A 12,244-nucleotide genomic window follows, 5' to 3' on the forward strand; every position below is an offset into this window, starting at 1 on the left:
ACGCGGGGATTTCACGGTCCCGCCCCCGCCCGGTCGCCGCCGGTCCTACGTTCGCAAGAGGACGAGGACGTCAAGGAGTGAGCCAGGTGGAGGAATCCGTACGGGTGCCGATCCTCGCGTCATGGGAACGCTGCCAGGCGGCCGGCCTGGACCCCGAACGCCTCGACGTCCCGTACACCCGGGACATCGACCTCGCCGGCCCGCTCGCCAGGGCCGCCCGGCCGGTCCTCGACCGGCTCGCCGACGCCCTCGCCGGCTCCGGCACCGCCGTCCTGCTCACCGACGGCAGCGGGCTCGTGCTGGACCGCAGGGCCGCCCGGCCGCCGCTGCTGCCCGCCCTCGACGACGTCGGCCTCGCTCCCGGCTTCGGCTACCACGAACTCGGCGCCGGCACCAACGGCATCGGCACCGCGCTCGCCGCCCGGCACCCCGTCCGGGTCAGCGGCGAGGAGCACTTCTGCGCCGCCCTGCGCCGCTTCACCTGTTTCGGCGTGCCCTTGCGGCATCCCGTCAGCGGCCGCATCGAAGGGGTGCTGGACCTCACCAGCCTCGAGGACGAGGCCCACCCCCTCATGCCGCAGCTCGCCCGCGGCTCCGCCCTGGCCATCGAGCACCGGCTGCTGGAGGACTCCGGCCGCCGCGAACGCGCCATGCTGCACTCGTACTTGGCGGCCGAACGCCGCATGCGCAGCCCTGCCTCGCTGCGGCTCGACGCGGACGGCCGCATCCAGACCCTGGGCGCCCCGGCCGGACTCACCGCGAGCGACGAGGCGTCACTCGCCGAGACGGCCACCGGCCTCATCGCCGCCGGGCGGCGTGACGCCGTCGAACTGCCGCTCTCCCAGGGGCGTACGGCCGTGCTGATGTGCCGGCCGCTCGCGGACGGCGCGGTGGTCGAGGTGAGCCTCCCCGACGACGCCGGGCCGCGGGCCGTCCGCCGGCCCCTGCTCGTCGGCGACGCGGGGGTGGGCCGGCTCGCCGTCGCCGCCCGGCTGCGGCTGGAACTGCTCAGCGACGCCGCCCTGCGCATCGGCACCACCCTCGACGTCGTCCGCACGGCCGCGGAACTGTGCGAGGCCGCCGTCCCCCGCTTCGCCGACCGGGCCACCGTGGACCTCCTCGCCCCCGTCGTCCGGGGCGGCACCCCGGACCCCGCCGACACCGCCGCCCCGGTCCTGTGCCGCGTGGCGGACGCCGGGGCGGGCGCGACGGGGGCGACGGGGCCGCCCTCGCCGTACCCGCGGCACGCGACATCCGCGCCGCCCGGGGATCCCGTCCTGGCCGCGCCGGACGGCCCGCAGGCCCAGGCCCTCGCCGGCGACGGCCCCGTGCGGGCCGGTGACGGACTCATCGCCGTGCCGCTGCGCGCCCGGGACACGCCGCTCGGGGTGGCCACCTTCCACCGCGCCGCGGGCGGCACGCCCTTCGCGGAGGACGACCTCACCCTCGCCCGCGAACTGGCCGCCCGCGCGGCCGTCTGCGTCGACAACGCCCGGCTGTTCACCCGCGAGCACCACCTCGCCCTGGAACTGCAGCGCAGCCTGCTCCCCCACGGCCTGCCCGCGCAGCACGCCGTGGACGTCGCCCACCGCTACCTGCCCGCCCCGGGCCGCGTCGGCGGCGACTGGTTCGACGTCATCCCGCTCTCCGGCGCCCGGGTCGCCCTCGTCGTCGGCGACGTCGTCGGCCACGGCATCCACGCGGCCGCCGCGATGGGCCGGCTGCGCACCGCCGTCCACAACTTCTCCGCCCTGGACCTGCCCCCCGACGAACTGCTCGGCCGCCTGGACGACCTGGCCGTACGGCTCGACGAGGAGGGCGGCGCGCACGCCGGACTGTCCGGCGCGACCTGCCTGTACGTGGTGTACGACCCCGTCGCCCGGCGCTGCCAGCTCGCCCGCGCCGGGCACCTGCCGCCCGCGCTGCTCGGCCCGGACGGCGACGTGCGCTTCCCCGAACTGCCCGCGGGACCGCCCCTCGGGCTCGGGCAAGTCCCCTTCGAGACGACGGAGTTCGACCTCCCCGAGGGCACCGGCCTGGTCCTCTACACCGACGGCCTCATCGAGGGCGGGCACGCCGACCCCGAGGCCGGCATGCGCAGACTCGGCCGGGCGCTGGCCGCCGCGCCCAGGGACGGGACGCCGGAGGAGCTGTGCGCGGCCGTGGAGTCCGCGCTGCGCCCGGTGCCCTCGGCCGACGACATCGTGCTGCTGGTCGCCCGCACCCGCGCCCTCGACGGCGGCCAGGTCGCCTGCTGGGACGTGCCGGACGACCCGGCCGCCGTCTCGGCGCTGCGCACCGCGATCACCCGTCGGCTGCGCGCCTGGGACCTGGACGAACTCACCTTCACCACGGAGCTGATCGCCAGCGAGCTGATCACCAACGCCATCCGGCACGCCCAGGGCCCAGTCCAGGCGCGGCTGGTACGCGACCGGGCGCTGGTCTTCGAGGTCGCCGACGCCAGCGGCACCTCCCCCAGGCTGCGCCGCGCCGCCACCACCGACGAAGGCGGCCGCGGCATCTTCATGGTCGCCCAGCTGTGCCGCCGCTGGGGCACCCGCTACACCGAGCAGGGCAAGGTCATCTGGACCGAGCAGCAACTGCCCGCGTGAGCTGCTCCCCTCGCGGTACGACGCCCCCCGGACGCCCGTACGGCGCAGCCGGCGGCCCCCGCTCCGCGCCGCGCCCCGCCGGGCGGCGAGGTCGTCCATCCGGCGGGACGGCGCCGCCCCCTGCCGCACGAGGCTGCCCGTTCCGGCTGTGCGACGGCCCGGCGTTGCCTACGGTGGGACCATGACCACCGCGGCGCGGACCAGCGCAGACACCAGCACGGACACGTACGACGTCATCGTCATCGGAGCGGGACCGACCGGTGAGAACATCGCCGACCGCACCCAGGCGGCCGGGCTGAGCACCGTGATCGTCGAGGCCGAACTGGTGGGCGGCGAGTGCTCGTACTGGGCGTGCATCCCCAGCAAGGCCCTGCTGCGCCCGCAGGCCGCCCTGGAGGCGGCCCGCGCGGTGCCGGGCGCGCGCGAGGCCGCCGGCGGGCGGCTGGACACGGCCGCCGTACTGGCCCGGCGCGACTGGTTCACCGGGGACTGGAAGGACGACGGGCAGGTCGGCTGGCTGGAGTCGGTCGGCATCGACCTGGTGCGCGGCCTCGGCCGGCTCGACGGGCCGCGCCGCGTCGTCGTACGGACCCCGGAGGGCGGCGAGCGGTTGCTGACCGCCCGCCACGCGGTCGCGGTGTGCACCGGCACGCGCGCTCTCCTGCCCGACCTGCCCGGGCTCGCCGAGGTGCGTCCCTGGACCAGCCGCGAGGCGACCAGCGCCCACGAGGCGCCGGGGCGTCTGCTGGTGGTCGGCGGCGGCGTCGTGGCCGTGGAGATGGCGACCGCCTGGCAGTCGCTCGGCTCGCAAGTGACCGTGCTCGTCCGCGGCTCCGGCGTGCTGCCGCGCTGGGAGCCCTTCGCCGGGGAGCTCGTCGCGGAGGGGCTGCGGACGGCGGGCGTGGACCTGCGGACGGGCGTGTCCGTCACCGCCGTGCGGCGCGACGGCGACTCCGGCCAGGTGACCGCCACGCTCTCCGACGGCTCCGAACTCACCGCCGACGAGATCCTCTATGCCACCGGCCGCGTGCCGCACACCGACGACCTCGGCCTGGACACGGTCGGCCTGACCCCCGGCTCCTGGGTGGAGGTGGACGACACCTGCCAGGTCCGCGGCGTCGACGGCGGCTGGCTCTACTGCGCGGGCGACACCAACCACCGCGCCCTCCTCACCCACCAGGGCAAGTACCAGGGACGGATCGCCGGTGCCGCCATCGCCGCCCGCGCCAAGGGCGAGCAGCTCGACACCGCCCCCTGGGGCGCGCACGCGGCCACCGCGGACCACGAGGCCGTCCCCCAGGTCGTCTTCAGCGAGCCCGAGGCCGCCGCGGTCGGCGTCACCGCGGCGGAGGCCGAGCGCGCGGGGCGCCGCGTCAAGGTCGTCGACTACGAGATCGGCAACGTCTCCGGCGCCTCCCTGCACGCCGAGCACTACCGCGGTCACGCCCGCGCCGTCGTGGACCTGGACCGGGGCCATCTGATCGGCGTCACCTTCGTCGGGCCGGGCGTCGGCGAGCTGCTGCACGCGGCCACCATCGCCGTCGCCGGCCAGGTGCCGGTGGAGCGGCTGTGGCACGCCGTCCCGGCGTTCCCGACCGTCAGCGAGATCTGGCTGCGGCTGCTGGAGGCGTACCGGGACCAGTAGCCGACGATCAGCACCGTGCGCCGCACGGAGGACGCTTCGCCATCGGGAAGGCGCGATCGGCCGATAGGATCGCGCCTTGCCCGTTCAGTCCAGGTCCAGGGAGTTGCAGAGGTGGGGATTTTCCGGCGCGGGCCGAAGCGCGACCAGCGGGACACGCCTCGCGACCCCGAGTACGCCTTCTTCTCCGTGGACGAGGGCGCGCGCTTTCGCGCCCACGTGCGTGAGGCCTTCGCCGAACTCGGCCTGGAGGTCACCGTCTTCGCGGACCTGGTGACCGACAGCTCCGGCCGCAAGTTCGGCACCGGCAACCTGGCCGCGCTGTGCCACAACGACCGGCGCGGCCCGCGCGTGTGGCCGCAGCTGGCCCGTGAGCACGTCGGCGCCGTGCTGCGGACCCTCGACGGCCCCTCCCCGCTGGAGACGATGCCGCCCGAGGAGATCCGCGAGCGGCTCTACCCGCGGCTGGTCACCCCCGACATGATCGACCCGGAGACCTTCCGGTACGCCCGGATCGCCGCCCCCGGGCTGCTGGAAGTACTCGCGCTGGACCTCCCCGAGAGCGTCATGACGCTCGCCGACCACGCGCTCGCCCCGCTGGGCGACATCCGGGAACTGCGCGGCCGGGCCCTGCTCAACCTCCGCGACCTGCCCGTGGAACGGCACGAGGTCGTCCGCCACGCCGACGTGCGCTTCGACGTCCTCGTCGGCGACTCCTTCTTCACCGCCGCCCGGGTCCTGGCCCTCGACGAGCTCGTGGAACGCGTCACCGGAGCGCCGCTGACCGGCGACGGCGCGCTCGTCGCCATGCCGTTCCGCCACCAGCTGGCCTTCCACGCCATCCGCGACAGCGCGGTCATCCCGGCCCTCAACGGCATGGCGGGCTTCGCGGCCGCCGGCCACGAGGAGGCGGTCGGGCCGATCAGTCCGTACGTCTACTGGTGGCGCGACGGCGTCCTCACCCAGCTCAGCGAGAAGGACGGCGACGGGCTCCTCATCACCGTCGGCGAGGAGTTCCAGAACGTCCTGGAACGCCTCGTCCCCGACCAGGCCGGCGAGGAACGCTAGCCGTCGAACCAGCCCCCCCCTGCACCAGGAGGATCGGAGGTTCAAGGTCCTCACTTCCGGCCCCGAGGACCTCACCGCATTGTGCGGTGGCCAGGTCACCGCCGTGAAGGTGTGACCGGCCGGCATCGGGGCGCCGAAGTGCCCTGCGCGCACCCGGCTGTGCCGGTCACTGCGTGAGCGCGGCGGGCACGGCCGCGTTCACGGGGAGCAGCGGGCTGGCCAGGGGCACGTAGCGCGCGGCGGCGCCGTCCGCGTCCGTCCAGCGCAGCAGGAGGTTGGTCTTCGCCGGGATGTGCGGCGCGCCGAGGAGGTCCCGTACCGGCGCCGGGTCGCCGTGGGCGCGGGCCCAGTCGGCGAGAAACGCGCGGGCGCGGGCCCACAGCCGCGGGGCGAGCGCGGGGCGGCCGTCGGCGACGGAGCCGGCGATCTCCAGCAGGTTGTTGGTGACGAGGCAGTAGACCAGCCGCTCCCAGCCGTACGCGGGGCTCACGCCGGGCGTCGGTTCACCGCCGCGCGCGTGGCGGCGCAGCAGCTCGCGGTGCCGGTCCTCGTCGAGCTTGACGCCCTCGTGGTCGCGGAAGACCGCCTGCGCGGGCAGCCCGTCGCCGTCCACCGCGATCACGACGTTCTGCAGATGGGCCTCCAGCACCACGCCGTGCCCGAACCAGGCCGCGAGCACGGGCGGCACCACGCTTTCCAGGTAGGCCTGCCACCAGGCGAGGGCGGTGCGCTCGTCGCGCCGCGCGGCCTCCAGGGGGTCGCCCTCGAAGCCGCCCTCGGCGACCGCCGCCGCGAGCAGCGGGGTGAGGCCGGGCCGGACATGGCCGCCGAGGCCGTCGCGGACCAGGACCGCCAGCGCCTCGTACGCGTCCCGGCCGCCGAGGTCGGCGGTGCGGTGGCCGCGGTCGGAGAGGATCTCGGCGCCGTTGACGGTCCGCAGGACCTCGTCCACCGGGCCGAGCCAGCGCAGGTCGTGCCGCCACAGCCGCCGGATGTCGTTGGTGATCCGCACGTCGAGGCTGAACTTGAGGAAGAGGTCCGCGTCCGGCAGGTAGACCGTGCGCAGCGACGCCGTGGGCACGGCGGGGACGGCCGTGCGGCCGAGCCGCAGGAGGCGGCCGTCGTGCAGGGCGGGCAGGTCGCCGAGGAGTTCCAGCTGCCACGGGTGGGCGGGCAGCAGCCGGTAGCCGTCGGGCACGCCGTCGTGGAGGCGGTCGATGGCGGAGGTGTCGCCCGCCCCCGCCAGCAGGTCGGCGCGCACGGCGAGCAGCGTCAGCGGGAAGGAGGTGTGCGCCTCGGGCGCGTACGGCAGCCAGCTCGCCGGGGCGCCCCCGCCGCGTGCCTTGGGCGCGGGGTGGTACCGGTGACCGGCGACGAGGGCCTGCTCGGAGCGCAGATACGGATCGGCGGGCGGCGGCACGGATTCCCGGACCGCCAGCAGCGCGGCCAGCACGTCGCGGCTGTCGCGGATCTCCGCCGGCAGCACGGTGTTGGCCGTGCCGGTGCGGGCGGTCAGTTCCGCGGCGGTGAGGTCGACAAGCGCGTCGAACGTCAGGGGGTGCCAGTCGCCGTCCGGGTCGAGCAGTTCGGGGCGGGAGGGATGGCGGCCGGGGCGCACCCGCAGGAGCCGGCCCGTGGCGGGGAGCCGCAGGACGTCCCGCCCGGCGGGCTCGGCGGGTTCCGCGGACTCGGCGACTTCGCGGACGAGGCAGTTCAGCAGGGCCGCGGCGGCCAGTTCGTCGGCCCGGTGACTGGTCCCCGCCGGTGCTCCCGCTGCTCGATCCACGGTGCGGCGTCCTCCTGCGTAGGCTAGGGATCCATCATGCACCCCGATTCCACGACCGCGACGCGGCGCCCCACGGAGACGGCGTTCGCCACCGGGCTGACCGCCCTGCGCCCCGGCCTGGCCGAGGCCTGGGCGGCCGCGCTGCCCGGCGCCCGCGCGGCCGTCCTCGGCCGCCTCTGGCGCGCCCTGCTGCTGGAACCGCTGCCCGGCCTGACCGTCTGCGGGCCGGGGCAGGTACGCCTCGACGACGGCCGGCTGCTGACCGGGCCGCCGCGCCTGCCGCACGATCTCGGCACCGGCACCGCGCAGGAGGAGTTGGTCCTGCGCCTGGACGGCCGCCCGCACGACCACCCGGCCGCCCTGCTGGAGGCGCTGGGCCTGCCAGGGTCCGGTCCGCTGCGGGACGAACTGGAGCACAGCGTCGCCTCGTTGGCCCTCTCGCGGGCGGGCGCGCCCCAAGCCGACGGCTCCAGGGCTGCCTTGACCGGCTTCGAGCAGGGCGTGGTCGACGGGCATCCCTACCACCCCTGCTGCCGCAGCCGCCCCGGCTTCTCCCTGGACGAGCAACTGGCGTACGGCCCCGAGCACCGGCCCGTCGTCTCCCTCGACCTCGTCGCCGTGCCTGCCGCGCAGGCGTTGGTGTCGGGCGACTGGCCGGACCGGCTGCGGGACGGCGACCGGCTGCTGCTGCCCGTACATCCCTGGCAGACCCGGCACGTCCTGCCCGGCCTCGGGGTGCGCCCCCACACCACCGCGGCGATCGACGCCCGGCCGCTGATGTCCGTGCGCACCTTCGCGCCGCTCGACGGCGGACCGCACCTGAAGACCGCGCTCAGCATGCGGATGACGTCCGCGGTGCGGGACATCTCGGCCCAGTCGGTGGCGGACGGCGCCCGGCTGTCGGCGCTGCTGGACGGGCTGACCCGGCGGCTGGAGGGCGGCCCGCTGCGCGTGACGCGGAATCTGGCGGCGGCCTCGGCGGTGCTGGAGGGCACCCCGAGCCCCGACCTGGCCGCGCTGGTGCGGGAGTCCCCCGAGGGCTTCGCGGACCGCGCCGCCGGGGAGACCGTGCTGCCGGTGGCGGCTCTCATCGGGCGTCCCGCGGACGGCGGCCCGGCGCTGATCCGCTCCCTGCTGTCCGCGGCGGACTCCGGGCAGGACGGCGCCGCATGGCTCACCGCGTTCGCGCGGCTCGCGCTGCCGCCGGTGCTGCGGCTGCTGTCCTGGGGCGTCGCGCTGGAGGCCCACGGCCAGAACCTGCTGGTCGTCCTGGACCGGCGGGCCCGGCCGCTGCGGCTGGTCTACCGCGACCTGGCCGACGTACGGATCAGCCCGGCCCGCCTGGCCCGCAACGGCTTCGTGACGCCGTCCCTGGGCCGCGGGCTGAGCGACGACCCGGCCGTCCTGCACGCCAAGGTGTACGGCTCCCTGGTGGCCACCACCTTCGGCAGCCTGGTCTCCGCACTCGGCGAGGCGCACCGCCCCACCGAGGCCCGCCTGTGGGCCGCCGTCGCCGCGGAGGCCGTACGCGCCTGCGAGGCCCTGCCGGAAACCCCGGACACCCGCACCGACCGCACGGCCCTGTTCGCCACCGAACTCCCGGTCAAGGCACTGACGTTGATGCGCCTCCAGCCCCCGGCCCCCGGCGATCGGTGGGCACGTCTGCCCAACCCCCTGCGCTGACAAGGCTTCGAGCCGCAGTAGGAGGCCCGCGCCAGGGAATGGAATGGCCATGCCATTCTTGTGAACCGGCCCTCTCACCTTGCCTGACGCTTCATCATAGAATGTGTGTCGTCGTCGCTTTCGCCCCGCCGAACACTGGGTGAAGACGACGTTCGCGGCTCTGAGGCGAGCCCGGTGACCGTTTATGATCTGGCCCGTCGTTGTGTCGTTTACGCAATCAATCGCTGATTGCCGTCGAAAGGTCCAGCGCGCCATGAATGCGGCAGGTGTGTCGCCCCATCAGCTCCGTATCGCCATAGCCGTGCTCAGCTTCGCGCTGTTCGCCCAGACGGCGTTCTGGCTTGTCTACGACATCGTTGTCTACGGCCTGCCGACCGCGTGGACCGCGTGGACGTCGGGCGACGTCTACGAGCTGTCGGCGACGTCCTCCCTGGACCTGGGCCTGGCGGCGATACAACTCGCGGCCGGACTGGCCGCACTTCAGCAGACCCGGGCAGCGGGTGGGCTGCTGGTGACCGCGTGCACCGTGACCCTCGGGTTCCGGCTGCCCGTCGTCTGGTACTTCCTGCTCGACTCCCCCTCCGATCCGTGGTTCGGCACCCTGACGGGCCCCTCGGTGAGTGTCGTCGGGGGCACCGCCATCCTCGCCGTCCTGGTCGCTCTCGTTCTCGGCGCTCTGCTGCTCGTGGCACGGCACATGGAGTACGAGGCCGCCGCCGCGAGCGCCGTGATCGGCGGAAGGGTCCGCCCCGTGAAGGTGACGGCCGCGGCCTCCGGGCTGCTGCTCGCGGTGCTGAACGTCTTCTACATCGGCCGGAACGCGGTGACGGCCTTCGACGTCGGTCCCGGCGTGCTCGGTGACCTGCTCGTCGGCAAGGGCAGCGGGCGGGCCGTACTGGGTGTGTCCTCGGCGTACCAGTGGGCCTGCCTGACCGTGCTGTGCGGTGCCGGCATGCTGCTCGCCGCCCGGCGGCGCCCCGTGGCCACCGGCTTCTCGGTTGGCCTGTCGCTGTTCATGATGCCGTCGGCGTTCACCGGGCTGTGGGCGTACGCGACGGGCGCCATGTCGCAGACCCTCGTGGGCGCGTCCCAGAACCTGTTGGAGTTCGTCGGTTCCGCGGCCGTTGTCGCCCTCATCATCGGGGACATCCGCAGCGATCGCCGGCCGCGCGCCGACGCCGCCGGCTTCGGCGCACCCGCCGAACCTGCCGCACCCTCAGCACCCTCAACACCCGCCGAGGTCACCGCACCGGCCGAGGTCACCGAGGCCGGCGCCTCCCCGGTGCGCGCCGTCGAGGCCGAGGTCGCCGACGCCTGATGCCGCGTTCGATCTTGTGCCAAGTTCAACCATCTGATGGCCTGGCTTTTATGTGAACTTTACTTTGTCGCCTGAGCGTGAAGTCTCTCCACCCATGCACGGTCACCCGTGCGCACAAGGAACAGAGACCGGAACTCATGAGATCGAAGAACTCCTCGCAGCCCTCCGGGGCCGTGCGGCGTCGTGTGGCCACTGGCGCCACGGCGGCATTTCTCGGCCTGTCCGTGGCCCTCGGCAGTGGCCTGGCGACCCCCGCCAGCGCCGCTGACGCGTCCACGATCACCGGCATCGTCCTCGGCGTGGGCTCGAACGAGTCGCAGCGCACCGTCACGTGGTACTCCTCCGCGGACACGGCCCAGAAGGTCCAGGTCGTCCCGACCGCGCAGCTCGTCAACGGCGAGTTCCCGGCCGACGCGACCACCTTCGACGCCATCGGCGCGGCGAACATCGCGACCAGCGGCGGCTTCAACCGCCACGCGACGATCACCGGCCTGAAGGAGGGCACGGCGTACTCCTACCGTGTCGGCACCGAGGGCAACTGGTCCTCGGCGTACTCCTTCAAGACGCAGGACTTCGAAGGCGACTACGACTTCCTGTTCTACGGTGACCCGCAGATCGGCTCGTCCGGCAACCTGGCGAACGACCAGGCCGGCTGGCAGGACACGGTCGACGTCTCGCTGAAGGCCAACCCCAACGCCGAGCTCCTGGTGTCGGGTGGCGACCAGGTCGAGACGGCCAACACCGAGGCCCAGTGGAACTCCTTCCTCGCCCCGGACCAGCTGCGTCAGTACCCGTGGGCCGCCACCATCGGCAACCACGACGTCGGCGGCAAGGCCTACGAGCAGCACTTCACCACCCCGAACACCGACCGTTCGGCCCCGTTCTACTCCAACGGGAACCCGGCGTCGAACACGTCCGGCGGTGACTACTGGTACATCTACAAGGATGTGCTGTTCATCGACCTGAACAGCAACAGCTACAACCCCGCCACCGGCGGCGGCGGCGACGCGGCGCACGTCAGCTACGTCACCGACATCATCAACAAGCACGGCAACGAGGCCAAGTGGAAGGTCCTCGTCTACCACCACTCCATCTACTCGCCGGCGTCCCACGCCAAGGACGGCGACAACAAGGCGCGTCGTGTCGACTTCCCGACCACGTTCTCCAAGCTCGGCGTCGACCTGGTCCTCCAGGGCCACGACCACAGCTACTCGCGCAGCTACCTGATCAAGAACGGCGCGAAGGAGAACCCGGCCGAGAAGCCGGGTGCCGCCGACGTGTACCCGGGTCCCGGCGGCGTCCTCTATGTGACGGCCAACTCCTCGTCGGGCTCGAAGTACTACGACATCACCAAGCCCGACAGCAGCGGCACGAGCGGTGCCGGCAACGGCGCGGACCCGCTCAACCCGAACAGCTACTGGTACAACTCGGTCCAGAACCAGGAGCACGTCCGCACCTACGTCAAGGTCCAGGTGCGCAACGACAAGCTCGTGGTCGAGAACATCCGCAGCGCCGCCAACGGGGCCGACCAGCCGGTCGGTTCGCACGTCGACGACGTCACGGTGCACCCGTTCCACGGTGACAAGCAGGACCTCCAGGTCAACGTCCCGAACCCGGCTCCGGGCGAGTTCGGCTGGACGATCGACGGCTACAACGGCCTGGTGGACCTCGGCACCGCCGAGGAGAAGAACGGCGACCACTTCGAGGCCGACGGCAAGATCAACCCGATCGTCGTCTCGGACACCCGCCGCACGCTCGCCCCGTGGTCGATCTCGGCCAACGTGAGCGCGTTCAAGGACGCCGACAAGACGTTCGCCGCCTCCTTCCTCGGCTGGACGCCGCGCGTCCTGGTCGCCGGCGCGGGCGCCACGGCCAACGCGTCGGTCGCCTCGGGCTACGACGACCAGGGCCAGGGCCTCGCGATCTCGCGTGGTCTCGGCTCCGCCGAGCAGGGCCACCCCCGCGGTTCGGCCAAGCTGGGCGCCGACCTGGATCTGAAGATCCCGGACAGCGTCCAGAAGGGTGACTACCGCGCCACCCTGACGATCACCGCTCTCAGCAGCTGATCTGACCCGTTCCACCAAGCGGGGCGGGCACCGTCCGGTGCCCGCCCCGCTTGCTGTGGAAGTCCGGCC

Annotated in this window: 7 protein-coding genes; 6 read left to right on the forward strand and 1 reads right to left on the reverse strand. The window is 73.9% G+C overall.

Annotated elements, in window-relative coordinates; all coding sequences use genetic code 11:
* Window positions 1–86: 86 nt before the first annotated feature.
* The 3 genes from ACFWVC_RS11015 to ACFWVC_RS11025 all read left to right on the forward strand — a co-directional run bounded on the left by ACFWVC_RS11015 (window position 87) and on the right by ACFWVC_RS11025 (window position 5,322).
* Complete coding sequence (locus tag ACFWVC_RS11015; protein ID WP_384282057.1) at window positions 87–2,612, forward strand: SpoIIE family protein phosphatase; 2,526 nt, start codon at window positions 87–89, stop codon at window positions 2,610–2,612.
* 181 nt (window positions 2,613–2,793) lie between these two features.
* Window positions 2,794–4,257: a dihydrolipoyl dehydrogenase family protein gene (locus ACFWVC_RS11020; protein WP_384282063.1), complete on the forward strand. Its 1,464-nt coding sequence runs from the start codon at window positions 2,794–2,796 to the stop codon at window positions 4,255–4,257.
* A gap of 111 nt (window positions 4,258–4,368) precedes the next feature.
* Window positions 4,369–5,322 (forward strand): hypothetical protein, encoded by a 954-nt coding sequence (locus ACFWVC_RS11025; protein WP_384282066.1) that lies wholly within the window; start codon window positions 4,369–4,371, stop codon window positions 5,320–5,322.
* A 166-nt stretch (window positions 5,323–5,488) separates the two neighbouring features.
* Here ACFWVC_RS11025 and ACFWVC_RS11030 read toward each other — a convergent pair whose 3' ends face one another.
* Window positions 5,489–7,108 (reverse strand): IucA/IucC family protein, encoded by a 1,620-nt coding sequence (locus ACFWVC_RS11030; RefSeq protein ID WP_384282070.1) that lies wholly within the window; start codon window positions 7,106–7,108, stop codon window positions 5,489–5,491.
* A gap of 36 nt (window positions 7,109–7,144) precedes the next feature.
* On the opposite strand from ACFWVC_RS11030, the gene ACFWVC_RS11035 reads away from it, so the two are divergent.
* The 3 genes from ACFWVC_RS11035 to ACFWVC_RS11045 all read left to right on the forward strand — a co-directional run bounded on the left by ACFWVC_RS11035 (window position 7,145) and on the right by ACFWVC_RS11045 (window position 12,175).
* Complete coding sequence (locus ACFWVC_RS11035; protein WP_384282075.1) at window positions 7,145–8,791, forward strand: IucA/IucC family protein; 1,647 nt, start codon at window positions 7,145–7,147, stop codon at window positions 8,789–8,791.
* 253 nt (window positions 8,792–9,044) lie between these two features.
* Entirely contained in the window at window positions 9,045–10,109 is a 1,065-nt protein-coding gene (locus ACFWVC_RS11040) for a hypothetical protein (RefSeq protein ID WP_384282079.1), read from the forward strand.
* 137 nt (window positions 10,110–10,246) lie between these two features.
* Entirely contained in the window at window positions 10,247–12,175 is a 1,929-nt protein-coding gene (locus ACFWVC_RS11045) for a fibronectin type III domain-containing protein (protein ID WP_384282085.1), read from the forward strand.
* Window positions 12,176–12,244: the final 69 nt, after the last annotated feature.

Source organism: Streptomyces sp. NPDC058691 (assembly GCF_042714775.1).
Taxonomy (GTDB): domain Bacteria; phylum Actinomycetota; class Actinomycetes; order Streptomycetales; family Streptomycetaceae; genus Actinacidiphila.